The organism is Bacteroides sp. 44_46 (assembly GCF_001915465.1).
Classification (GTDB): Bacteria; Bacteroidota; Bacteroidia; order Bacteroidales; family Bacteroidaceae; genus Bacteroides; species Bacteroides clarus.
The window spans coordinates 230,690-255,171 of record NZ_MNQO01000018.1; the positions used below are offsets into that span (position 1 = coordinate 230,690).

Consider the following 24,482-nt stretch of genomic DNA (forward strand, 5'->3'; position numbering starts at 1 on the left):
CGCAAAGTTATGGTGAACCGTATCAATATAGTTATTCTTATCATGCTCTTTTTTTTACCGGTGGGAAGAGTGTTTGCGCGGGCTGATACTTTGAAAGTTGTAAGTAATGCAGTACGGGAACTGGTTATGCTGCCGGGCGAGTGGGGAGAGGTTTATCGGTGGGTGATTGCCGATGAGAATGTGCCGGATAAGGAAGAGGTGTTGATGCTGATTCGATATCATTATGGAAGTTTTGACAGATTGGCGGAACTATTGCGCTATTTGAACGGCGGCAAGGCCTATACATATTTATTGCAGTTTGTTTTTCCACGGATAGGCAGATATACGATAAAGCCTGAGGAGCTTCCCGTCGCTGCGATGCAGGTGCCGGAGCGGATATTGCCGATGGCATATATTGATGCCGGAGTGCTTGTTCCGGCTGTGTTGATGGAGAAAGAGGGAAGAGCGGATTCATCGCGTAGGGTTATCGTGGCTCTGAAGAATAATATATTATACGATTTGGCTTTGGCTCCTAATATAGAGGTAGAGCTTTCGATAGGAAAGAGGTGGTCTTTGAATACTGAATATAAATGCCCGTGGTGGTTGAACAGCCGACATGACTTCTGCTATCAACTTCTTTCGGGAGGTATGGAAGCACGCTATTGGTTGGGTGACAGAAAGATGCGTGATAGGCTGACGGGGCATTTCTTAGGTATATATACCGAAGGTGGCGTATATGACTTTCAACTGAAAGAGGAGAATGGCATTCGTGGCAGGTATTATACGGCTTCGGGGCTGACTTACGGATATGCGCACCAACTGACCGGGCATCTTGCCATCGAGTGTAGTTTAGGAATAGGCTGTTTAGCAACCGGGTATCGTAAATATACCTCTTATAAAGGAGATTTGGTCTGGACTAATGGCGGGCACTATCATTTCATCGGCCCTACAAAGGCGAAAGTGTCTTTGGTGTGGCGTATAACGGCAGGACAATGAAAGTGGTAGGCGGTATCAGATATAGTGCGCTCATGCTTCTGTCCTGTCTGTTGACAATGCTGTCGGGATGTGGTTTTAGGGAGGTTCTGGATGATTATCCTGTCAGCGGTGTACGGATAGTATTGGATTGGGCGGATGCGGTGGAGAACTTGCCGAAGACCATGCGGGTAATATTTTATCCGAAAGACACCGAAGGACGGAAAGTAGAGGGTTATCTGCCGACTGCCGGAGGAGAAATGAAAGTGCCGCCCGGCAATTATGCGGTGGTAGTTTACAATTATAATACGGAAAGTGTCTGTATAGAGAACGATGAAAGTTACGAAACTATCAAAGCGTATACGGAACAGTGCATTGGTATGGATGTCGGGGAGGATATGGTTTGGTCACCGGATGATTTTTATGTTGTGGCGTTGGATGATGTGGAGATAGTGAAGAGTGAAACGGCTATTGTGATGAATTTGAAACCGGAACGAGTGGTAAGCAGTTATTCGTTTGCCATCAAAGTGGATGGTGTGGAAAATATTTCGGCTATTGTGTGCCATGTTAGCGGATTGAATGGCGGTTATTTTCTTGGTAAAAGAATGTGCATACCCGCGGAAGCTCCCGTTTGTGTGGAGACTGATTGTAAAAATGGAGTGTTATGGGGACATTTCTCGCATTTCATGCTTCCGAAAAGTGCCGATACACGTGCCGATAACCCGGTGGTGCTGACCATTAGGATTATCAAGGTGGATAAACAGGTACAAGAGGTGCGGGTTGATATCGAAGACCTGATAGAGACTGCGGCTCCCGATGAGGGGGAGGAAATACCGCCTGCTCCTGATAGGGAAGTATATATTGAAGTGCCTGTTCCCGACGGACAGATTACGGTGGAGGTGGATAAGGACGAAAATGGAAATGGCGGTATTGACGGTGATATAGGCAATTGGGATGATGAAACCAATGTGGATATTATTGTGTAGAAACAAGATAAGCAATTAATATATTAACTAAAAACAAATGGTTATGAGAAAGATTTTATTGGTGGCCTTAGCCGCAGTAGCAATGGTAAGTTGCTCCGAAAATGAAGAGTTTGAGAATGGAAGTACGACAAACCGGATTCAATTCGGAACAGTAGTGAAGACCGGAACAAAAGCGTTGGTAGCTACTACGGAGAATTTCAGCGCGTTTACCGTAAGCGCTTATAAAACAACAGATGTAATGGGGCCGACCGTACAGCTGAGTACAGGTTTTATGGATGATGTAGAAGTAACTAAACCGTCTGCGGAATGGCAATATGCCGGAAATTACTATTGGCCGATTTCCGGTAAATTACAATTCTTCGCTACTTCACCGGCACAAACCTTGGATATTACTACCGCTGCGGGGTATCCGAATTTTGACTATACGGTAAAAGCCGTTGCCGACCAAGAAGATTTGGTTGCCGCCAATGTCATGGACCAAGTAAAGTCTGAATCGGCTATTTCTCTCCCTTTCCAGCATCTTTTGACGCAGGTGAATTTCACAATTAAAGGAGAGGTCGCCGATTTTATTTATACCGTATCGAAATTGGTGATTAAAGGTGCGAAGGATAAGGCTACCTTTACTTTTGACGGAAGCAGTACCGTAGGCGCTTGGAGTAATTTGGCTGCGTCTGCTTCAGGTGTGACATACGAATATGCAGGCAGCCCCGTATCGGTTACTCCGACTACTGCCGAGCCTGATGCATCTGCGGCTTTTGAGACTTCCGGCAATGCCTTGTTTATGTTGATGCCTCAAGACGACTTAACGGGCGTGACCTTAGATGTTACCTACACTGCCGCACCGAAAGACAAATCAAGTGAATATACCTGGAATGATACTAAGGTCGTTACCCTTACAGGCAACTGGGGAATGGGTAAGAACATTCGTTATACGTTAACATTGACAAATAACGCTACTCCTATCAAGTTTACTCCGAAGGTTGATACATGGACGGATGCAACCGGTACATTCACCGGGTTATAAAACCTTGATATAAAAGTTCTGTTTTATTTTCATCATACTTTAGTTTTTCCCCGAAAGCTTCTTTCAAAGTTTTCGGGGAATATTTTTTTTGTTGGCTGTTTATGGTTATTTTTGCCAAAGCAAACAAACCAAACATCCTACCTGTCATGTATGACTCTTCCGCTTGTGGAGCGGGTAACGCTGACTGTCTGAAATGTCCCAAGGCCGTGGACAATCTCATTCTATATGCTTCTCACAGTAGGGGATTTCACTTTATTGTGCCCAGATGCGACAACAATATCATTATGTTTCTTTTGAAGGGAGAAGCCCTTATCAATAGTAAAGAATACGCAGGTGTGACATTGCATGCGGGTGAATTTATTCTTCAAGCTGTCGGTTCGAAGTACGAGGTGCTTGCTATGACGGATGTTGAGTGTGTATGCTATCGTTTTTCCCGGCCGGAGTCCTTTTGTGAGGGACGCTATCGGCATATCGTAAAGGACGTGGTTCCACCTCTTATCTTCTTTCCGTTGAAAATCTGTTCCGAACTGAACTTCTTCTTAGAGGCTTCGAAGTCTTATTTGGCCGGGGAGAAGATTTGCAGGGAGTTACTGCAATTTAAGCAGAAAGAACTTGCTTTCATTTTGTGGCATTACTATTCGGATTATGAACTTTCCATGTTGGTGCACTCGTTATCGGAATACACTGATAGTTTTCAGTATTTTGTGCTTAAGAATTATGATAAGGTCAAGACTGTTGAAGAATTTGCCGAATTAGGCGGATATACGGCTACGACTTTCCGCCGTATATTTACTTCTGTATTCCACCAGCCTGTGTATGAGTGGATGCAGGAACGGAGAAAAGAAGGTATTCTTTATGAACTTCGGCATACGGACTTTACGATTTCTGAGATTTGTTATAAGTATGGCTTTGAATCTTTGCCTCATTTCTCTAATTTCTGTAAGAAGAATTTTGGATTGTCTCCTCGCAGCTTAAGGAAAGAGGCTGGGAGTTCATCGCTCTCTGCGGTTCAAAGTTCTGAGCCTCTTTCTGTTTAGACTTGCTTTTCTGCCTGGATATAAACTGCTTCCGTTAATTCTTAAATAAAAGAACTCCTCTACCGGTTGCCCGATAGAAGAGTTCTTTGTGATATTAATCAAATGTAGAAAGTACGGTTAGTCTTTCAGTTTTGCAATGATGAAGTCGCGGTTCAGACGTGCGATGTTGCTGATAGAGATGTTCTTCGGACATTCGGCTTCACATGCACGAGTGTTTGTACAGTTACCGAAACCGAGTTCATCCATTTTGCTCAACATGGCTTTGGCACGACGCAATGCTTCCGGTTTACCTTGAGGCAGCAGGTTCAACTGGCTTACCTTGGCGGAAACGAACAGCATGGCGGAACCGTTCTTACAAGCTGCTACACAAGCACCGCAACCGATACAGGAAGCGGCATCCATAGCTTCGTCGGCGATAGGCTTCGGAATCAGGATGGCGTTGGCATCCTGAGGAGCGCCCGTGCGTACACTAACGTAACCGCCGGCTTGCATAATCTTGTCGTATGCCGTACGGTCTACCATTAAGTCTTTGATAACCGGGAAACCGGCAGAACGCCAAGGCTCTACGGTGATAGTATCGCCGTCGTTGAAGCGGCGCATATAGATCTGGCAGGTGGTGGCACCTGTTGCAGGTCCGTGCGGATGTCCGTTGATGTAAAGAGAGCACATACCGCAGATACCTTCGCGGCAGTCATGGTCGAATACAACCGGTTCTTTGCCTTCACTGATGAGCTGTTCGTTCAGAATATCCAGCATTTCGAGGAATGAAGTGTCGCCCGGAATATCTTTCATTTGGTATGTTTCAAAAGCGCCTTTTGCTTTCGGACCCTTCTGGCGCCATACCTTGAGCGTAAATGATATATTTTTATCCATTTTCTTTTCAACTTCCCGATTAGCTCTTATAGTTACGAGTCTGTACCTTGATTGCTTCGTAAACCAGCGGTTCTTTCAGCAATACCGGAGCTTTTTCGTCAGAGCCTTGGTATTCCCAGCAAGCAACGTAGAAGAAGTTTTCGTCATCACGTTTAGCTTCGCCTTCCTCAGTCTGGTATTCTTCGCGGAAGTGACCGCCACAGCTTTCGTCACGGTTCAGGGCATCGTAAGCTACCAATTCACCCATTGTGATGAAGTCATACAGACGGATAGCCTTGTCGAGTTCTACGTTCATACCTTCTTTGTCGCCCGGGATGAAGAGGTTGGTTTCGAATTCCTTGCGGATTTCTTTCATCTTCTTCAATCCTTCTTTCAATCCTTCGGCGGTACGTCCCATACCGACATATTCCCACATTACGTGACCCAGTTCCTTGTGGATGGAATCTACTGACTTCTTACCCTTGATGTTCATCATCCAGTCAATCTTGTCTTGGATGGCTTTTTCAGCAGCGGCAAATTCAGGCAGGTCGGTAGAGAAGCGGGGAACGGTAATCTGATCGGCCAGATAGTTCTGGATAGTGTAAGGCAATACGAAATAACCGTCGGCCAGACCTTGCATCAATGCAGAAGCACCGAGGCGGTTTGCACCGTGGTCGGAGAAGTTGCATTCACCGATAGCGAACAGACCCTTGATGGAAGTTTGCAGCTCGTAGTCAACCCAGATACCGCCCATTGTATAGTGGATGGCAGGATAAATCATCATCGGGTTGTCGTACGGGCTCACGTCTGTGATTTCTTCGTACATATCGAAGAGGTTACCGTAACGTTGAGCTACCACATCTTTGCCCAGACGGTTGATTGCATCGCTGAAGTCGAGGAATACGGCCAGGCCGGTATTGTTTACACCGAAGCCCTTGTCGCAACGTTCTTTGGCTGCACGGCTGGCAACATCGCGCGGAACGAGGTTACCGAATGCCGGATAACGGCGTTCCAAGTAGTAGTCGCGGTCTTCTTCGGGGATGTCTTTTCCTTGCAGAGTGCCTTCTTGCAGTTTCTTGGCATCTTCCAGTTTCTTCGGAACCCAGATGCGACCGTCGTTACGCAGTGATTCGGACATCAAAGTCAGTTTAGACTGTTTGTCACCGTGTACAGGAATACAAGTCGGGTGAATCTGTACGTAAGCAGGGTTAGCCATCCACGCACCCTTGCGGTAGCAGGATATAGCTGCCGTACAGTTACAGGTCATGGCGTTGGTAGAGAGGAAGTATGCGTTTCCGTAACCGCCGGTAGCGATAACCACCGCATGAGCGGCGAAGCGTTCCAGCTTACCGGTTACGAGGTTCTTTGCGATGATACCGCGGGCGCGTCCTTCAACGAGTACAACGTCCTGCATTTCATAGCGGGTAAACAGTTTTACAGTACCTACGTTTACCTGACGGCTCAATGCGGAGTATGCACCCAACAACAACTGCTGGCCTGTCTGGCCTTTAGCGTAGAATGTACGTGAAACCTGTGCTCCACCGAAAGAACGGTTGTCGAGCAGACCGCCGTATTCGCGGGCGAAAGGAACGCCTTGCGCAACGCATTGGTCGATGATGGCGTTTGATACTTCAGCCAAACGGTAAACGTTTGCTTCGCGGGCACGGTAATCACCACCCTTTACAGTATCGTAGAACAAACGGTAAACGGAGTCACCGTCGTTTTGATAATTCTTTGCAGCATTGATACCGCCTTGCGCAGCGATAGAGTGTGCGCGGCGCGGAGAGTCTTGAATGCAGAAATTGAATACTCTGAAACCCATTTCACCGAGAGAAGCGGCAGCAGAAGCGCCGGCAAGTCCGGTTCCCACTACGATGATGTCCAAACGGCGTTTGTTGGCAGGGTTCACTAATTTTTGGTGAGCTTTATAGTTAGTCCATTTCTCAGCTACCGGTCCTTCCGGTATTTTAGAATCTATCTTAGTCATAATGCTATTACAATTTAATCATTTACAATAATTTATTAGCAAGCGCCGCTACACATCATTGATTTGATGAAGAATACGACAACTACCAGAGCGAAGCATACAACAACGATAGTGGAATAGATGTTGGAGATGCATTTCCAACGGTTGATCCATACTTTGTTGTTCCAGCCCAAAGACTGCATGGAGCTCCAGAAACCGTGAGTCAGGTGGAACCACAATGCACCCAGCCAAATGAGGTAAAGCACTACGAATACCGGATTAGAGAAGGTGTTCTGGATGTGATAAACACCGTTGGCCGCATAAGCCAAAGTAAGTGTGTCGGCATGCATACCCATGTTGTGCATTAACTCGGGGAGCTGCATTTTAGCCCAAAAGTTTACCAAGTGCAGACCGAGACCTACAATTACGATGATACCCAGTACAAGCATGTTTTGAGAAGCCCATTCCACGGTTTTAGGTTTGTCTACTACGGCATAACGTTCGTTACCACGTGCTTTGCGGTTCTGCATAGTCAGCCAGAAAGCGTAAATGATGTGGATGATGAACAAAGCAGCTAAACCCGCGGTAGCTACCAATGCATACCAGTTTGCTCCCAGGAACTCACAAACCATGTTGTAGCCGTTGGCCGAAACCAATGCAACAAGGTTCATCGCCATGTGAAATGTCAGAAACAGGACAAGGGCGATACCGGTAACGCTCATCACCACTTTCCTTCCTACAGATGAATTACTTAACCACATACAGTTTTACTAATTTCTCGCAAAAATAGAGGAAATACCTTGATTAAACAAGGAATTAAAGAAATAATTCCGTAATCGGTGGACAATGAAGCTGACGGGCAAGCAGGCCGTTTTACTCGTCCTCTTGCTCTTTGTTGTGTTCTTTACAGATAATAGTGATGGTTTCACCGTTGGCGGCACGTTTGCGCAAGGCACGGGGAGTGTCGCCAAAAGAGTCTTTACAGAAGTGGGCGAAGTGTGATAATGAATCGAATCCATAGCGGGTACTGATTGCAGAAATACGCTGTTTGGTATATTGCAGGTCGTTTAAGATGCCTTCACGTTTCTTATCCAGAATCCATTCGTATACAGGTACGCCATACATATTCTTGAATAACCGCCGGAAAGTGGTTGTGGTATATCCGCCAAGGTGGGCAAACTCTTCTACATTTTTTACTTTATCGTAGTTTTGCATGACGAAATAGTGGAAACTTTCCGTATACGTACTGATTGGATAAAAGAAAGTGGAGATTTGCTGAATCGGATAGTAGCAACTCAGGATATAAATTATTTCCTGACATTTAATGTCGAGATACTTGCTGCATGTCGCCGGTTGTTCCTTGAAATATTCTGTTAAATCGTCAAGTAATCTTTCCAATTTGGGAATGACTGTCAGAGGAGTATAGGTTAGTGGGGCATGCGCTGTTTCAAGTATTTCTTTGTAGCGTTCTTCGCAAAGGAGAGGAAGTTCCGTGAACCAATAGATAAGATATTCAACATCAGTCAGCGCCAGTAGTTCTACCTTAGAGCCGATAGCCTGTAAAATACATTGGCGGGTTTGTAAAGTAGTGCCGGGATATTCTTCACTATTCACAAGCAATTCACCCTTCAACATGAATATTATACAGTTTTGCGTACACTTTTCGGCAGAGAAATGCTGTCCCTTGGGATATTGGCTATATATCAATGCTCCTTGAGATGTTTTAGGACATAGCGCACAATCAATTTGCCGAGAGCAACAACTATTTAACGTCATGAATAGATATGTGAATTGTATTAATATGTAAATTGTGGCAACAAAGATAAGATAATTTTGCGAATACTCTAAGGATTTCGGCTATCTTTGCGTCAAACTAATAGGCAGGTTTTATGAAAAGAACCATTTTTTTTGTATTTTTTGTTTCCTTTGTTGTATCAAATCTCTCTGCGCAGAATTGGGATATAAATACATTACATCGAGTTAATAGTTGGGATAATAAATTTGTCCGTAATTATAATAAATTTATTTCACGTTCGGAGCCCTATGTAGCCATTGGTGTTCCGGTAGCGATGGCGCTGACGGCATGGGCTAAAAAGGATAAGGATTTATTGAAGGATGCTGTATATGTCGGAACAAGTGTGGCGGGTGCATTTGTAGTGACATATGGCATGAAATATCTTGTTGACCGCGAACGTCCGTATGACCGTTACCCGGATAGGGTACATCCGTATAGTTATGAAAGTAGTCCTTCATTCCCATCGGGACATACTGCGTCGGCTTTCGCTCTAGCCACTTCTTTATGTATAAAATATCCCAAATGGTATGTGATAGCTCCTTCCGCTTTGTGGGCCTGCTCCGTCGGAGTGTCCCGTATGAATGAGGGCGTACATTATCCATCGGATGTATTGGCCGGTGCGGCTATCGGCGCGGGTTGTGCGATTGTGAATATCTACGTAAACCGCTGGCTGAATCAATGGTTGTTTGGAAAATGATAAGGTGATTACCTTACCACTTTCTCATACGCTCCTTTATTTAGAACTTTCAAAGCTTGCAGTACGCTGTTGTTCGTGGTATTCATTATTTGGAAGTATTCGTTCATATCCCATAGGTCACGGGCGATTAGGGCTTTTAATTGGGTTTTGATGAGCGGCAGGGACTTTTGATATTGCTTTTCATTGAACTTAATCTTTTCCTGGTCTGCAAGGGAACGCATATTTGCCAATACTTCATCGCTGATTTCGAACTTATCATTGAATGTCTCGAACTTTTTGTATTTGTTCTGCAATTCTTTTCGATTCTTTTCTATAAACTTCATCGTTGTCTTGATAACTACGCCTTTAGCTACAAGGTTCCGGTGGTAATCAGTGTATTGAGTCGTATCTATCGGTACGAAAAAGTCGGGCATGATACCGCCGCCGCCATAAACGGTACGCGCTAATTTCTTTGTCTGATATTTCAGGGAGTCGGGGAAATGTATGCTGTCGGCATGCATTAATTCGCCATGATTAAAACGGTCTATCAATTCCTGATTATACTTTTCCTGATTGTTCTCTCCGTTGAGTGTACCGTCCAAGTTGGCAGTCTTGTCATAAGGCTTTTGTATGCAGCGGCCGGAAGGAGTATAGTAACGGGCAATGGTCAGGCGTATCATAGAGCCGTCCGGCAGGTCGATAGGACGTTGCACCAATCCTTTGCCGAAAGTGCGGCGGCCTACAATCACTCCTCTGTCCCAATCTTGAATGGCTCCGGTTACGATTTCACTGGCGGATGCGGAATATTCATCCACTAAAACGATGAGGCGGCCGTCTTTAAATTTCCCATTTCCTTTTGCATAGAAGTTACTGCGGCGTGCAGCCCTGCCTTCGGTATAGACAATAAGGTCTTTTTGTTGCAGGAATTCATTGGCGAGGTCAATAGCGGCATTCAGATAACCACCGCCATTTCCTTGTAAATCAAGTATCAGGTCTTGCATTCCCTTTTTCTGCAACTCTTTTAAGGCTTTAAGAAATTCCTCGGCAGTAGTTGCTCCAAAGCGGTTGATACGGATATAACCTGTCCGGGGTTGTATCATATATGCGGCATCCAGACTGAGAATAGGTATCTTATCCCGCTTCACAGTGAAGAACAGAGGCTCATTTACTCCGCGGCGTACGATTGTCAACTTAACTTCCGAACCTTTTTCTCCACGCAGTCGGCTCATAATATCTTCCGTGTGCATTTTCACTCCGGCAATAGCGGAATCGTTAACGGCTATAATACGGTCACCGGCAAGAATACCCACTTTCTCCGAGGGGCCGTTGCTAACGGGTTGCACCACAAGCAGCGTATCTTCTATCATTTGGAACTGTACGCCGATACCTTCGAAGTTACCTTGCAGAGGTTCATTCATTTTCTTTACTTCTTCGGCATCATTGTAGGTAGAGTGCGGATCGAGTTGCGCCAGCATCTTAATGATAGCCTCTTCCACCAATTTATTCTCATCAACGGAGTCCACGTAGAGGTTGGCTATGGCAAACTCTGCCATTTGCAACTTACGAAGAGCCTCGTTACCCATTTTCTGAGCCTGTACCGTTACGGCACATATACATAATATAATAGTAAAAATTTTCTTCATTATCCTTATCACTCACCACTAATCACTAATCATTTCATCACTCATTTCCATTCCTTCCGGCAGGAACATGCTTATATCTTTTCCGAATTGCAACAGTTCGCGTACGGTGGTCGAACTTACGCAGGTCAACTCCGGCTCCGTAAAGAGCAGGATGGTTTCAATACCTGTCAGTTTGCGATTTATATCGGCAATGGTTTCTTCGTACTCGAAGTCCTTTACCGTACGTATTCCGCGTATAATCAGATTGGCATCCACTTCCTTGGCGAAGTCGATGGTCAGGCAGTCGTATGATTGTACTTTGATGCGCGGTTCGTCCCGATAGTAATCCCGTATCATCTTTTCGCGCTTCTCGATAGGGAAATGCGTATTCTTATTCTCGTTGATACCTATTCCTATGACGATTTCGTCTATGAAAGTCAGCGCGCGGCGCACTACCGAGGAGTGCCCGATGGTAAACGGGTCGAATGTACCCGGAAAGATTGCTCTTCTCATGATGCTAAATCTTCTTCTATAACCAAGTTGTCGATGATAAAGTTTTGCCGTTCCATGGTGTTTTTTCCCATGTAAAACTCCAATAACTCTTTTACTAAGTCTGTTTTACGTAATGATACCTGTTCCAAACGCATATCTTTACCGATGAAATGTTTGAACTCATCCGGTGAAATCTCTCCCAAACCTTTGAATCGGGTTATTTCAGGATTCGGGCCTAACTCTTCAATCGCTTTCACCCGTTCGTCCTCTGTGTAGCAATAGTTTGTTTTCTTCTTGTTGCGTACACGGAATAGCGGGGTCTGCAAAATATATACGTGTCCTTTCTTTATCAGGTCGGGGAAGAACTGCAGGAAGAACGTGATGATAAGCAAGCGGATGTGCATACCGTCTACATCGGCATCGGTGGCAACAATCACTTTGTTGTAGCGCAATCCTTCGATGCCGTCTTCGATGTTCAGCGCGGCTTGCAACAGGTTGAACTCTTCGTTTTCATACACCACTTTTTTGGTCAGTCCGTAGGAGTTGAGAGGTTTACCGCGTAGGCTGAATACCGCTTGCGTGTTTACATCGCGACTTTTGGTGATAGAACCGCTGGCGGAATCACCCTCGGTGATGAAGATACATGATTCGGCCTCTTGGTCTTTACCTTTTCCATCACTCAGGTGGAAGCGGCAGTCGCGTAACTTGCGGTTATGCAGATTGGCCTTCTTAGCTCGTTCGCGGGCTAACTTGGTAACTCCGGCAATAGCCTTACGCTCTTTTTCGGAATCCTGTATCTTTTGCAACATGACCTCGGATACCAACGGGTTTTTGTGGAGATAATTGTCCACTTCCGTTTTGATGAAGTCGCCCACATATTTGTTTACAGTAGGGCCTTCAGGCCACATATTGTTAGAACCTAACTTCGTTTTGGTCTGGCTCTCGAACATCGGCTCCTCCACGTCAATGGCAATGGCGGCTACCAATCCGTTACGGATGTCGGCATAATCCTGGTTCTTATTAAAGAACTCTTTGATGGTACGGGCAATATGCTCCTTTAAAGCCGTTTGATGCGTACCGCCCTGTGTGGTGTGCTGTCCATTTACGAAAGAATAATATTCTTCTCCATACTGATTGGTATGTGTAAAGGCTATTTCGATGTCTTCTCCTTTCAGGTGGACGATGTCATAAAGTCCCTCACTGGTCATATTATCTTTCAGGAGGTCCTCCAGACCATGACGGGAGATAATTCGTTGTCCGTTGTAGATGAAAGTCAGTCCTGTATTAAGATAAGTATAATTGCGTAGCAGCGTTTCTACAAACTGGTTCTGAAAAGAGTAATTGAGGAAGAGGGTATTGTCCGGTTCAAAGAAGATGTAAGTACCGTTTTCTTCCGTACTGTCCTGTGTGATATCGCTTTGCAGCACACCTTTCTCGAAAATTGCCGCACGTACTTTCCCGTCACGATAGCTGCGTACCTCGAAACGGCTGCTGAGCGCGTTGACGGCTTTGATGCCGACACCGTTCAGACCGACACTCTTTTTGAAGGCCTTACTATCGTATTTACCGCCGGTATTCAGCTTGCTGACAGCTTCCACCAGCTTTCCTTGCGGAATACCCCGTCCGTAGTCACGTACACTTACGCGGAGATTTTCTTCTATATTGACTTCAATACGTTTGCCGGCTCCCATTTTGAATTCATCGATGCTGTTGTCCATCACTTCTTTCAGCAATACGTAAATACCGTCATCGTTTTGCGAACCGTCGCCAAGACGGCCTATGTACATACCAGAACGGACACGAATGTGCTCCATGTCGTCCAAATGGCGAATATTATCTTCATTGTATTCAACCTCACTGTTACCGGTATTTGCACCGGTTGTCTTTTCCTCGTAATCGGCGGAACCTTCCAATGGCAAAGTCATATTATTATCTTCCATAGAAAACATCTTGTATTGTAAGCACTGATATTTCGCAAAGTTAATAAGAAAATCAATATAAAACACCTATGTAAACAAATATATGTCCTGAAACTTTTCTCGGTTTACCGGATATTTAATAGGGAAAAGTTCGGTTGAAAAGGGTACTTTTTATGGGCTGCTGTTAGTTTTTGAACCTTTTTCATTAATTAGTCCACATCCGTATTATAATGTGTTGCTACTTTTGTTGCGCTATTATATCAATAAGGCGATGTATTTAAATCTAATACATTATTAATTTTATATATATGAATCTAATACTATGGAGCATTTCAAGGGGTACTCCTATGATGTTTGGAAATGATGTCACACCGAATTGATATTTAAATAATATACTAATACTAAAAATAAAAACATTTATGAATCAAAAATTCCAGAGGACTTGCTTGGTTGTTCTATTAAGTTTTGTCTGCTTGTTTGCTTTAGCTCAAGGGAAACAGGTGTCCGGTATCGTTAAGGATACTTCAGGTGAGCCGGTGATTGGAGCCAATGTCATTGTGAAAGGTACTACAAACGGCACTATCACGGGTATTGACGGTGATTTTACATTGTCTAATGTGAAGAAGTCAGATGTTATTGTCTTTACTTTTATCGGTTATAAAACGGAAGAGGTTAAATATACCGGACAGCCTTCCGTTAATGTGACCCTGAAAGATGATACCGAATTGCTGGACGAGGTTGTGGTTATCGGTTACGGTACTGTCAACAAGCGTGACCTTACCGGTTCCGTAGCTTCCGTCAAAGCGGAGGATATTGCGGCAGTTCCGGTATCGAGCGCTGTAGAGGCCTTGACCGGAAAGTTGGCAGGTGTGAATATTACTACTACGGAGGGCTCGCCCGATGCGGAAATGAAAATACGTGTTCGTGGCGGCGGTTCGTTGTCGCAGGATAATTCACCTTTGTACATTGTGGATGGATTTCCTGTGTTGAGCATCAGCGATATCGCCCCTTCCGAGATTCAGAGCATCGATGTGTTGAAAGATGCCTCTTCTACCGCTATTTATGGTGCACGTGGCGCCAACGGAGTTATCATCATTACGACCAAAAGCGGTAAAGAGGGAAAAGTGCAGGTGGATTTTGGAGCTTCGTTCGGCGTGAAGCAGGTAACCCGCCTTACCAAAGTACTTGACCCTTATAATTATGTGGCTTATCAGAATGAGATAGATATGGGCAAACATGGCAATTACAGCGATATGGACATTTGGCGTTCGGTGGACGGGTTCGATTATCAGGATGAGATGTTTGGACGTATCGGTAACCAACAGCAATATAATATTAATGTAAGCGGTGGTAGTAAGGAGTTGCAATACAGTGTCAGCTATGCGCATAACGAGGAGAAAAGCATCATGTTGAATTCCGGTTTTAAGAAGGACAACATTAATGCTAAAATTAAATCGGAGCTGAATAAATGGCTTTCTTTGGATTTTAATGCCCGTTTGAGCCATACCGCAGTAGAAGGCTTGGGCGGCGGTGCAGATACGAACGAATCGAATGCGGCTAATTCTACGGTAGCCAATTCGGTTATTTTCCGTCCGATAGACCCTTTGCAAGCCAGTACGGATGACGAGGAGAACTCTACGGCAACTCAGAAGACTCCGTTGGAGCGTTTACTGGCCACAGAGAAAGAGCGCGGTACTTTTAATCAGAATTATAATGTTGGTATCAATTGGAAACCGTTTAAGGGTTGGACGTTCCGTTCGGAGTTCGGCTATGGCTGGAAATATGATGATACGGAGCAATACTGGGGAGTGGATGCCGTTTCTAACTCAAAATACGGAAATAACGGTAAACCGCAGGCTTATCTGTTGCGTGAGAAGACCAATAGCTGGCGTAATGCCAATACGCTGACTTATGAAAACAAGGATTTGTTCGATGGACGTGATCGCCTGAATGTCCTCATCGGTCATGAAGTGAGCAGCAGTTTCAAGAAGTCCGTTGAGAATGTATCGGTTGCTTTTCCGAATACGATGAACATCTCGGAAATTAAAGCAAATATGGGTACAGGCACTGCACTTCCTACGCAGTCCACCCTTGGAGCAAAGGAAAACATGCTCTCTTTCTTCGGTCGTGCCAACTATACTTTGATGGATCGTTATTTACTGACCTTTACACTGCGTGGCGATGGTTCCAGTAAGTTTGGTAAAGGTAATCAATGGGGATTGTTTCCATCGGCTGCATTGGCATGGCGTATCTCGGATGAGACGTTCATGGAAAGCGCTAAAGACTGGCTCTCTTCGTTAAAACTCCGTTTGAGTTTTGGTACGGCAGGTAACAACCGCATTAATTCCGGATTGCTTAATACTACTTATTCCCTTTCGGGTAACGACGCCCGCTATCCGGCTTTCGGCGATGCCATGTCTTCCATGCTGGAACATGGTACGAATTTATATAATCCTGATTTGAAGTGGGAAACTACCGTAACCCGTAACCTTGGTATCGACTATGGCTTTTGGAATAATCGTATTTCCGGTTCTATCGACCTTTATTGGAACACTACCAAAGATTTGTTGATGAAAACGGAAATTCCGTCTACTACCGGATACAACTATCAGTACCGCAACTTCGGGCAGACTTCCAATAAGGGTGTGGAATTTTCGATGAGCGCCGTTCTGCTGGATACGAAGAAATACGGTTTGAACTTTACGTTCAATCTGGCATATAACCGCAATAAGATTGATAAACTGACTACGGATACTCCATGGCAGAGTAGCAACTGGGCGGGAAGTACGATTTCCAAGTATGAGGATTTCCGTGTAGAAGAAGGTGGCCGTTTAGGTGAAGTATGGGGATTCAAAACTAACGGATATTATACGGTGTACGACCCAGTTTCCAATCCCAATGGTGATCTGATTTGGGGTGACGGTGAATGGACATTGCGTGACGGACTGAAAGATAATAGTCAGACCATTACCGGTGGTGCTTACTCTCCAGGAGGATTGAAACTCCAGTGCGATGAAAACGGTAACCCCATCAAACAACGGTTAGGTAATACTGTGGCTCCTCTGACAGGTGGTTTTGGCTTTAACGGTAATGTCGGTAATTTCGATTTCAATCTGTTCTTCAACTACTCGTTGGGAAATGTAATTATCAATGGTACAAAGTTGGCTTCTTCGTTCCGTTCCGGCTCAAGGACAGGTTACAATTTGAATAACGACTTTGCATTGGGTAACCGTTACACGTGGATTGACCCGGAAACAGGTTTGAATCTTGCCAGCAGCAGTAGCGCTGTACTCGAAACGTACGGTTCTATGACTGAGGCCGGACTGCGTTTGAACCAACTCAATCGTAACGCTTCAATCTTCCACCCGGCTGCGGTTACGACCATGCAGTTGATAGATTATGCTGTGGAAGATGCTTCTTTCTTACGTATCAACAATATTACCATGGGTTATACACTCCCCAAAACTTGGGTGAAGAAAGCGTTCCTGCAGAATGTGCGTATATATCTGACCGGATATAACTTGTTCTGCTGGACCAACTATACCGGTGCAGACCCTGAGGTCGATACCAGCAGTAAGCGCAATGCGTTGACACCAGGTGTCGATTATGCGGCTTATCCGAAAAGCCGTTCGTTTGTCGGTGGTATCAATATTACGTTCTAACTCTAAATATATAAATGTATATGAAAGCAATCTATAAAACCTTGATATTGTCGGCGGGAGTCATTTATTTTACTTCTTGCTCCGATTTCCTTGACCAAAGTTCACCGTCAGAGATGAATGATGAAACGGTGTTTAATAATACATATTATACTAATCTCGCTTTGAATAAGGTGTATGGCGATTTGACACAGGACCAGACCTATTCGAGCTTTCTCCCTATTGTTTGCGGACTGAATACGGACTGCGAATTGGTGGACGGTTTGGGGGTGGATGCAAGCAATACGTCGAATGAGCGTGGATGTATGAACTATAATTGCAGTCCCGGTTGGTCGAGACTGGCAAATGTGTGGGATGCCATGTATAAGCTGATAGAGAATACCAATTTGGTGATTGAAGGCGTAGAGGCAAGTCCTTTGCTGAATCCCTCGGAAGATACGAGTGAAGCGCGGGCTCTTAAGAAAACAATGTTGTGCTATCGTGCTGAGGCGAAAACATTGCGTGCAATGGTTTATCTCGATTTGATACGTTTGTTCGGTGATATTCCTTTTAAGATGGAGCGTTCTCAATCGGATTTGAGCAATGCTTATCTTGGCAAGACAGACCGTGATGAGATTATGGACTCGTTGATTACAGATTTGGAAGAGATTATCCCGGACCTTCCGTGGGCAGGTGAGGACGGATATACTACGGAACACGTTACACGCGGATACGCTCACGGATTATTGGCCAATATCGCGCTGACGCGTGCCGGCTTTGCTATCCGGGAGAAAGCGAAAGAGGGGTATATTGAAGGAGAGAACAGCGATCCTGTCTATCCGACCCAACGTTGTGACGACGAGACGCGTGCCAAAATGTACAAGTTGGCGGAGCAACATCTGGCTGCTGTCATCAACTCCATGAAGCACTCCCTGACCACTTCGGTAGAGGAGTATTGGCGACAAATGAATGTGTGTGAGTTGCAGACCGTACAACCGGAAAACTTGTTTGAAATCCCGATGATGCTGAATAAAAGCGGTGAGTTGGGATATACGGTAGGTTTCCGTGTAAGCGGAGCAAGCAGCTACTTCGGGCTGAAAGGTAATTCTTCCGGCAAGCTGAAATTGACGGCTCCTTATTTCTGGTCGTTTGACCACAGTGGAAAAGATACGCGGCGTAATATTACCTGCGCACTGTCGGAGTTTTCTACAGATAAAGATACGAAGGCGTTTCGTGAAACCCTTTCCGGTAACAAGCCGTTCTCTATCTACTGCGGCAAGTGGGATTACCGCATGATGGCGGGTAATACGTCATGGCTGGAAGCCGTACGTGCGGGAGATGCGTCCGCCAAGATTTGTTCGGGTATCAATGTGGTGAAGATGCGTTATCCGCATGTTTTGCTTATGTATGCAGAAGCGGTTTATGAAAATTACAAGACGGAATCGGCTCAAGGAGTGGATGCGGATGGAAATGTATGTGTGATGACTGCTAAAGATGCCCTGCTAGCTGTTCATAAACGGGCTTATGCCGATGCGGACAAGGCTGTTGGAGAAGCTTTCATTGAGAAGGTTATTGCCGATAAAGGTTTCATGGGTGCCATTATGGACGAGAACGCATGGGAGCTTGCCGGTGAAGGTGTACGTAAATTCGACTTGATTCGTTGGAACGAACTCAGTAACAAAATCGATGAGTTCAAAGAGGCTTATAAGGAATGTGTAAATCTTGCCGACCAGGCGGGGGGCTATCCTTCAAAGATATATTACAAGTACAAAACCACTGCTGTATATGCCGACCAGGAGATAGACATGAATAGTATCAATTGGTATGAAAAACCGTCGAGTACAAGTGGCTTCGAGAGTAAGGATTTCTGGGGTAAGGAATTGAATGACAGTAAGGGACAGGAACAGTTGACGATTAACCTGCCGAGCATTTCATCCGGTTTGAACAAGGAGGTGAAGAACCGCTATTTATTGCCCATCGCTTCTACTACCATTTCTACATCGAATGGAAATTTGTATAACTCTTATGGCTACGCCAACTAATTTGCAGAACCTATAACAATGAGAAACATTATGAGAGATTTTAGATATATTATCGGTTTGGGAGCATTGCTGCTCTCGGCCGTTCTTAGTACGAGTTCTTGTACCGACGGTAATGATTGGGAGGCGGATTCGGCTTATGCTCGTCTTTTCGGTACGAAGACGTCCAGTTTCACGGTTACTCCCGCGGAAGATATTGCGCAGGCTGAAGTTTCTTGGCAAGGTACTCCGGAAACGAAAAATTATATTATAGAAATCAGTACTGCTCTTTTGACGGACGAAGTGGAGCCGGGAACCTCTGAGGGGAGTATTGTTTTCGGTAATGGGGATGAGCAGATAACGAAGACTGCTTATACGCTAAAGGAATTGAGCCCGAATACGGAATATTATGCACGTATCAAGTCGGTGAACGGAGATAAAGAGTCCGATTGGGTTTATCTGGAAGATGGGACTTTTAAGACTTGTAAAGAAGAACAAGTATTGGTGACTCCTTCCACCGATAACGGTGACATTGAAGAAAAATCCATCCGTATCTCTTGGCAACCTTGCAAAGTTGACCGTATCCGTATTTATACGGAAGACGCTTCTTATGATGAAACTATTGAACTTTCGGAAGCTGATATAGCGTTTGGTTCGTGTATTATTTCCGGCCTTACCCAAGGAACACGCTATACGGTTGAAATCTATAATGGAGAGACAATGCGCGGAAGCATTGAAGTAATGACCGGTGAAGGCGAGATGTTGCCGATTACAATCGGTAATGTCCAAACAAACAGCGCTACTCTTGACTGGAATTATGTTGGCAATGTCAGAGCCAATGCATATACTCTGGTGGAAGGTACGGAATATTCTACTGCCAATCCGATTTCCTTTGATGGTAACAGCGGCCTTATGCTGAATAGTCTCAATGATTATACTACTTATACATTTGCTTTGCTGAATGGTACGGCTGTGATGGGATATAAGACATTTACAACAAAACGCGCTATTCCTGCCGGGTACGCGGTGATTGAGATAGGTTCAGAGGATGACTTTATCACTGAAGTAACAAAGAGCATCACTCGGAATACGGTATTTAAGTTGGCTTCCAATGCTGATTTTACATTGAAGAAAATGAAGGATAATGGCAGCGGGGTGGATGACATAAAGATACCGAGTACTTCCGGTATAAATGTAATTGTTTGGGGTGAGGAAAGTGATGATAGTAAAGCTGTGTTGAGGTTGGCCAGTGCATTGGGAATCAAGGGAAGTTTCCATACGATAGAGCTCTTTAATTTGGAGATTACTACTACTGTCGAGAACGCCAATGGTCGTATATTTAATATTCAGGATGATTCCAACACATTCACGGAAATGAAGATAGAAGCCTGTGATATTTTAGATGGACAAGTCTTGTTTAGAGTGAAACATGGAGAAGGTAAGCCTAGCTTAGGTATACTGACAATTAGTAATTGTATAATCGGCAATTTTACAAAGGATGGAAGCTTGCTTAATCTGTCAGAAGAAAAGAGTGGTACATTGAAGAATATCAATATAAAGAACTCCACTATCTGGAATATGGCTGGTAAGGTTATTTATGCCAAGAATGCTTCAGACCGTACGTATACAATTAGTGGATGTACTTTCTACGATGCTCCTAACGATGGCAAAGCTTTCTTCGATGATAATGTCAATTCTGAATCTACGACTATTAAAATCTCGAATACGTTGTTTGGTGGTAACCAAAATATTGATTCGGCAATAAGAAATAAAAATACAGTAACAGCCGAGAATGTTTATTCCGCCAGTGACTTTACTTACGGTAAAAACGGGTGGCCTGCTTCTTCCACAGTTATGAATATTGATAAAACCAGTGTAGAGCTATTCCCGAATGCAGCGGCTGGAGACTTTACCGTAGCTCCGAAAGATTATAAGAAATTCGGTGACCCGCGTTGGAATAATTAAAATCAGAATCAAATAATAAAGATAGAATTATGAAAATAAAATATTTGTTGAGTTGCAGCCTTTTGGCGGGAAGTGCATTGTTTGCGTCATGTACTTCCATTGAGCCCAAATTGGATAATGATTATAAGCCTCTCCTTCCGGAAGAAATTCCGGAAGGTACCATTACCCAATTGAATTACGGTGAGTTACGTGCTTTTCCCGGAGCTGAAGGACATGGACGTGACGTTACAGGCGGACGTGGTGGTAAAGTCTACCATGTAACGTCATTGGAAGACGGCGGTGACGGTGACCAAGGTACATTCCGCTGGGCGGTCCGCCAAAGCGGTGCACGTACTATCGTGTTCGATGTAGCGGGTACTATCCACTTGAAAAAAGCGTTGAAGATAGAAGCTGATAACATAACCATTGCCGGACAGACCTCACCGGGTGGAATCTGTATAGCGGATCAAGCCTTTACCATTGCCGCTAATAATGTTATTATACGCTTCATGCGTTTCCGTCCGGGTAACCCGGCGGATGATGTGGACGGTCTTGGCGGTATGGATAGAAAGAACATCATCGTAGACCACTGTTCTGTAAGCTGGAGTTCGGATGAGACTCTTTCGGTTTACGGCATGGAGAACTCTACCGTACAGTGGTGCATTGCTTCGCAGGCTCTTTACTTCACACAGGCAAAGGATGGTAAAGCGCATGGCTTTGCCGGTAACTGGGGTGGGCACAATGCCACTTATCACCATAATCTGATAGCACACTGTGACAGCCGTACACCGCGTCTTGGCCCTCGTCCCTCTACTTTGGAATTGGGCGAACAGGTTGATATACGTAACAATGTTTTCTACAACTGGGGTGGCGAAGGATGTTACGGTGGTGAAACACAGCATGCCAATCTGGTGAACAATTATTATAAGCCGGGACCTACCACCGACTTGTTAAGAGACAGAAGATGTTATCGTATCGCACGTATTGGCATTTACGGTCAGAATTATGATAACGGTGAGGGATTCGAGCCTTTTAAAGGAATATGGGGACGCTTCTATATTGACGGCAATTATATGTTCGGCAATGCGGATGTGACTGCTGATAACTGGACAGACGGTGTTTATGCACAACAGGAAGACAATGACGGTAATGATTATACTTGGGAGTCCGAGGGTAAATCGGTCATCAATAACGGCAGTCAGGTAGTAGATGTTAAAGGAGTTACTACTCATACGGCTGAGGCAGCCTACGAGCAGGTATTGAAGTATGTAGGTGCTTGCAACTATCGGGACACTTATGACAAATTCATCATGGATGAAGTAGCTGAGCGTAAGGCAACGTGCAATATTCAAGGGAGTAACCATAAGTTGGGTTATATTAACCATCCGAGTGAGCTGGTAGGTATTGTAGAAGGAGTGGATGAAAATGGCTATCCTGTATTGGTGCAGGTGGCGGATAACGATTTGGCCGATACCGACGGTGACGGTATTCCCGATTATTGGGAAACGCAATACGGATTGAACAAGGATTATGCTGCCGATGGCAATTTAAAGACTGTTGATGAAAATGGTGAATATACCAATCTGGAAATGTATCTGAACAGTTTGGTACAAGACATTATGGATAAGTGTCGCGAGGGCGGCACGGTAGTCGAGTAATGGTTGTACCGGATGAACAACACGGAATATTTATTAATATAAAAATAACGGATAGTACTATGAAACTTTTTAAACTATTTACTTTAATGGCGGCCGGAACAATGATTACGGCTTGCAATAACGAGATTGAGAATCTTTCCCGGAATGCGGATAACCGAGTGATGTCTTTGCAGACAGCCGGGAAAGCGTATACACGTTTCAATGATGTGACTAATACATGGGAAAATACTGATAAAATAGGTGTGTATATGTATGGTGCGGGTACCGGGAGTACTGATATTCTGAATGGTGCCGAGAACGTCTTGTTTACTACACAGGGCGGAGAAAGCCCTGTGAATTTTACTTCAGAGACCGGTATCCAGATTGCGGGTGAGAATGCCAAGTTTACAGCTTATTATCCGCAAAATGGAGATATTACCGGCGGTATTTATAAAGTTGCATTGGGAAATCAGGCAGAAGGCTATGTTGCTCACGATTTAATGTGGGCTATGAATGATAATGTAAGTAGTGAGGATGCTAAGAGTTTATCTATGACGTTCAAGCATCAGTTGGCAAAACTTGCCATTGAGATTACTTCTAATAGTGGTGAGACTGTACAGAGCGTATCTATTCAGGGAATATCTATAAGTGCCGATTTCAATATCGCTACCGGTGAGTTTTCTAATGAAGCAAAAGGTTATATCACCCCCTGCAAGACTGCCGACAATAAATATAGTGCATTGGTTTTACCTACTAACCCGGCTACAGCTCTCAGTATGATTATTACTACTGATGCAGCAGAGGATAATACGTATGAGTATACTTTCAATTCCGGTACTATTTCTGAATTGAAGGCAGGTTATATATACACTATCAAAATCGGTTTAGGCGAATCCGTATTGGGCAGTGTAGACCAGATAGAAGGCGGTAACTCTCCGTATGAACCGGGTGGTGATGTGAACGGTAATGCTGAAGCTGTGACACCGGAAATACCCGGATATATGGTCGTAGAAGCACCTGCTGATAATGCGGAAGCATTGGCCGGTTGCCTTAATGGAAAACAAGGTCCTATTGCCTTGAAGTTTGTTGCTGGAAATACTTATAAGGCAGATATGATTACCGTACCTGCAGACATTACGGATTTGTTATTGATTGGAAAAGAGGGACAGGCAAAGGTTACGATGAAAGGGCTGAGTGTGCCGGAAAGAACGTTGAATAAACTTACATTCCAAGATTTGGAAATTGAAGGTACTGATGCGAATACGGCAATCTGTGCAGCTGAGCTGAAAGAAGATGCAGAGTTAACAGTAAAAGGCTGTTATATTCATGGCGTGAAAGCTGTTTATGGACGCGGAAAAGCCCTGGCGCAAAAACATAGTACTGATTTTTCAAGATTGTCTTCTTTTACTATTGATGATAGCCGAATTTACAATGTCGAATGTGTTTTTGATTATGGTGTGGTACTTGCTGTTACATTAAATAATTCCACACTGTATAACCTCTCACAAATAGCATTTTTCTCTAGTAAGTCTAATGATACTAACGATATAAAGCAATGTGAACCTATTAAAGTTACGAACTGTACATTAGTCGATTTAAAGAAAAATCTTGTTCAGACAGCAGGCGGCTATGGCTATTTGACAAATTATGAGAATAATATATCGATTTTGGCAGGAGATGCTCATATTGCCTATGGAGTAAAAGGAGCTAATAATAGCGCTTATATATTTGTCATCCAAAACAATATTGCAGCAACAGGTTCCGGTATTAAGATTGCTGATTTTACCAATAATGGAGCAATAGATGATACAAAGTCTAGAGCTGAAATTTTCCCTAATGAAGATGCGGGGGACGGTGGTAAGAACTTTACCCCTGCTGATGGTATTACCATCGGTGACCCGCGTTGGAAGAAATAACTAAAATCA

Annotated in this window: 18 protein-coding genes; 10 read left to right on the forward strand and 8 right to left on the reverse strand. The window is 44.4% G+C overall.

Translation table 11 applies throughout. The annotated features are described in order from the left end of the window. The first annotated feature begins 9 nt into the window (after positions 1-9). From BHV73_RS10515 to BHV73_RS10525, 3 genes are read left to right on the forward strand one after another with little or no spacing between them, the layout of a single operon-like run. Positions 10-975: a DUF3575 domain-containing protein gene (locus BHV73_RS10515; RefSeq protein ID WP_118045348.1), complete on the forward strand. Its 966-nt coding sequence runs from the start codon at positions 10-12 to the stop codon at positions 973-975. Next, positions 972-1,937: a DUF5119 domain-containing protein gene (locus tag BHV73_RS10520; protein WP_118045346.1), complete on the forward strand. Its 966-nt coding sequence runs from the start codon at positions 972-974 to the stop codon at positions 1,935-1,937. Before BHV73_RS10515 ends, BHV73_RS10520 begins: the two co-directional genes overlap by 4 nt. 43 nt (positions 1,938-1,980) lie before the next feature. Next, a complete protein-coding gene (locus tag BHV73_RS10525; RefSeq protein WP_259310443.1) occupies positions 1,981-2,961 on the forward strand; it encodes a fimbrillin family protein in 981 nt (326 codons plus the stop codon). Here BHV73_RS10525 and BHV73_RS10530 read toward each other — a convergent pair. Beyond that, complete coding sequence (locus BHV73_RS10530) at positions 2,948-3,181, reverse strand: hypothetical protein (RefSeq protein WP_162609548.1); 234 nt, start codon at positions 3,179-3,181, stop codon at positions 2,948-2,950. The two genes, BHV73_RS10525 and BHV73_RS10530, sit on opposite strands and share 14 nt — an antisense overlap. Between BHV73_RS10530 and BHV73_RS10535 the strand changes: the two genes are divergently transcribed. After that, on the forward strand, positions 3,108-3,998 hold the full coding sequence (locus tag BHV73_RS10535; RefSeq protein ID WP_009122092.1) for a helix-turn-helix transcriptional regulator: 891 nt from the start codon (positions 3,108-3,110) through the stop codon (positions 3,996-3,998). The two genes, BHV73_RS10530 and BHV73_RS10535, sit on opposite strands and share 74 nt — an antisense overlap. Positions 3,999-4,115: 117 nt before the next feature. Here the strand turns inward: BHV73_RS10535 and BHV73_RS10540 are convergent, their stop codons facing one another. The 4 genes from BHV73_RS10540 to BHV73_RS10555 all read right to left on the reverse strand — a co-directional run bounded on the left by BHV73_RS10540 (position 4,116) and on the right by BHV73_RS10555 (position 8,592). Further along, complete coding sequence (locus tag BHV73_RS10540) at positions 4,116-4,871, reverse strand: succinate dehydrogenase/fumarate reductase iron-sulfur subunit (protein WP_004291708.1); 756 nt, start codon at positions 4,869-4,871, stop codon at positions 4,116-4,118. A 19-nt stretch (positions 4,872-4,890) separates the two neighbouring features. Beyond that, positions 4,891-6,837: a fumarate reductase/succinate dehydrogenase flavoprotein subunit gene (locus BHV73_RS10545; RefSeq protein ID WP_009122093.1), complete on the reverse strand. Its 1,947-nt coding sequence runs from the start codon at positions 6,835-6,837 to the stop codon at positions 4,891-4,893. 35 nt (positions 6,838-6,872) lie between these two features. Further along, a complete protein-coding gene (locus tag BHV73_RS10550) occupies positions 6,873-7,577 on the reverse strand; it encodes a fumarate reductase (protein WP_039950777.1) in 705 nt (234 codons plus the stop codon). Between the two features lie 112 nt (positions 7,578-7,689). After that, positions 7,690-8,592, reverse strand: a complete 903-nt coding sequence (locus BHV73_RS10555) for a helix-turn-helix domain-containing protein (RefSeq protein ID WP_162609556.1) — start codon at positions 8,590-8,592, stop codon at positions 7,690-7,692. Positions 8,593-8,705: 113 nt separating this feature from the next. On the opposite strand from BHV73_RS10555, the gene BHV73_RS10560 reads away from it, so the two are divergent. Beyond that, positions 8,706-9,308: a phosphatase PAP2 family protein gene (locus BHV73_RS10560; RefSeq protein ID WP_009122096.1), complete on the forward strand. Its 603-nt coding sequence runs from the start codon at positions 8,706-8,708 to the stop codon at positions 9,306-9,308. A gap of 8 nt (positions 9,309-9,316) precedes the next feature. Here BHV73_RS10560 and BHV73_RS10565 read toward each other — a convergent pair whose 3' ends face one another. Genes BHV73_RS10565 through BHV73_RS10575 form a run of 3 tightly spaced genes read right to left on the reverse strand, consistent with a single transcriptional unit; the run spans position 9,317 to position 13,341 of the window. After that, positions 9,317-10,930, reverse strand: coding sequence for a S41 family peptidase (locus BHV73_RS10565; protein WP_087412157.1), 1,614 nt, complete (start codon positions 10,928-10,930; stop codon positions 9,317-9,319). A gap of 18 nt (positions 10,931-10,948) precedes the next feature. Further along, positions 10,949-11,422 carry a pantetheine-phosphate adenylyltransferase gene (gene coaD, locus BHV73_RS10570; RefSeq protein WP_009122098.1) on the reverse strand — a complete coding sequence of 158 codons (474 nt, stop codon included), beginning with the start codon at positions 11,420-11,422 and terminating at the stop codon, positions 10,949-10,951. Continuing rightward, complete coding sequence (locus BHV73_RS10575; RefSeq protein ID WP_087412265.1) at positions 11,419-13,341, reverse strand: DNA topoisomerase IV subunit B; 1,923 nt, start codon at positions 13,339-13,341, stop codon at positions 11,419-11,421. The genes coaD and BHV73_RS10575 overlap by 4 nt, the downstream gene beginning before the upstream one ends. A gap of 398 nt (positions 13,342-13,739) precedes the next feature. Here BHV73_RS10575 and BHV73_RS10580 point away from each other — a divergent pair, with 398 nt between their 5' ends. The 5 genes from BHV73_RS10580 to BHV73_RS10600 are packed head-to-tail and all read left to right on the forward strand — an operon-like array spanning position 13,740 to position 24,473. Beyond that, entirely contained in the window at positions 13,740-16,982 is a 3,243-nt protein-coding gene (locus BHV73_RS10580) for a SusC/RagA family TonB-linked outer membrane protein (RefSeq protein ID WP_087412156.1), read from the forward strand. A gap of 20 nt (positions 16,983-17,002) precedes the next feature. Next, on the forward strand, positions 17,003-19,000 hold the full coding sequence (locus BHV73_RS10585; protein WP_087412264.1) for a RagB/SusD family nutrient uptake outer membrane protein: 1,998 nt from the start codon (positions 17,003-17,005) through the stop codon (positions 18,998-19,000). 30 nt (positions 19,001-19,030) lie between these two features. Beyond that, positions 19,031-20,941 (forward strand): fibronectin type III domain-containing protein, encoded by a 1,911-nt coding sequence (locus BHV73_RS10590; protein WP_162609555.1) that lies wholly within the window; start codon positions 19,031-19,033, stop codon positions 20,939-20,941. A 29-nt stretch (positions 20,942-20,970) separates the two neighbouring features. After that, a complete protein-coding gene (locus BHV73_RS10595; RefSeq protein WP_195621322.1) occupies positions 20,971-22,578 on the forward strand; it encodes a pectate lyase family protein in 1,608 nt (535 codons plus the stop codon). Positions 22,579-22,637: 59 nt separating this feature from the next. Then, a complete protein-coding gene (locus tag BHV73_RS10600; RefSeq protein ID WP_162609554.1) occupies positions 22,638-24,473 on the forward strand; it encodes a fimbrillin family protein in 1,836 nt (611 codons plus the stop codon). Positions 24,474-24,482: the final 9 nt, after the last annotated feature.

Bases quoted from the DNA above. Each gene is read 5' to 3' on its own strand.
- BHV73_RS10530 (WP_162609548.1), bottom strand. From the start codon at position 3,181: ATGAGATTGTCCACGGCCTTGGGACATTTCAGACAGTCAGCGTTACCC.
- BHV73_RS10555 (WP_162609556.1), bottom strand. From the start codon at position 8,592: ATGACGTTAAATAGTTGTTGCTCTCGGCAAATTGATTGTGCGCTATGT.
- BHV73_RS10515 (WP_118045348.1), top strand. From the start codon at position 10: ATGGTGAACCGTATCAATATAGTTATTCTTATCATGCTCTTTTTTTTA.
- BHV73_RS10535 (WP_009122092.1), top strand. From the start codon at position 3,108: ATGTATGACTCTTCCGCTTGTGGAGCGGGTAACGCTGACTGTCTGAAA.
- BHV73_RS10575 (WP_087412265.1), bottom strand. From the start codon at position 13,341: ATGGAAGATAATAATATGACTTTGCCATTGGAAGGTTCCGCCGATTAC.
- BHV73_RS10585 (WP_087412264.1), top strand. From the start codon at position 17,003: ATGAAAGCAATCTATAAAACCTTGATATTGTCGGCGGGAGTCATTTAT.
- BHV73_RS10580 (WP_087412156.1), top strand. From the start codon at position 13,740: ATGAATCAAAAATTCCAGAGGACTTGCTTGGTTGTTCTATTAAGTTTT.
- BHV73_RS10525 (WP_259310443.1), top strand. From the start codon at position 1,981: ATGAGAAAGATTTTATTGGTGGCCTTAGCCGCAGTAGCAATGGTAAGT.
- BHV73_RS10550 (WP_039950777.1), bottom strand. From the start codon at position 7,577: ATGTGGTTAAGTAATTCATCTGTAGGAAGGAAAGTGGTGATGAGCGTT.
- BHV73_RS10590 (WP_162609555.1), top strand. From the start codon at position 19,031: ATGAGAGATTTTAGATATATTATCGGTTTGGGAGCATTGCTGCTCTCG.
- BHV73_RS10540 (WP_004291708.1), bottom strand. From the start codon at position 4,871: ATGGATAAAAATATATCATTTACGCTCAAGGTATGGCGCCAGAAGGGT.
- BHV73_RS10600 (WP_162609554.1), top strand. From the start codon at position 22,638: ATGAAACTTTTTAAACTATTTACTTTAATGGCGGCCGGAACAATGATT.
- BHV73_RS10595 (WP_195621322.1), top strand. From the start codon at position 20,971: ATGAAAATAAAATATTTGTTGAGTTGCAGCCTTTTGGCGGGAAGTGCA.
- coaD (WP_009122098.1), bottom strand. From the start codon at position 11,422: ATGAGAAGAGCAATCTTTCCGGGTACATTCGACCCGTTTACCATCGGG.
- BHV73_RS10545 (WP_009122093.1), bottom strand. From the start codon at position 6,837: ATGACTAAGATAGATTCTAAAATACCGGAAGGACCGGTAGCTGAGAAA.
- BHV73_RS10565 (WP_087412157.1), bottom strand. From the start codon at position 10,930: ATGAAGAAAATTTTTACTATTATATTATGTATATGTGCCGTAACGGTA.
- BHV73_RS10560 (WP_009122096.1), top strand. From the start codon at position 8,706: ATGAAAAGAACCATTTTTTTTGTATTTTTTGTTTCCTTTGTTGTATCA.
- BHV73_RS10520 (WP_118045346.1), top strand. From the start codon at position 972: ATGAAAGTGGTAGGCGGTATCAGATATAGTGCGCTCATGCTTCTGTCC.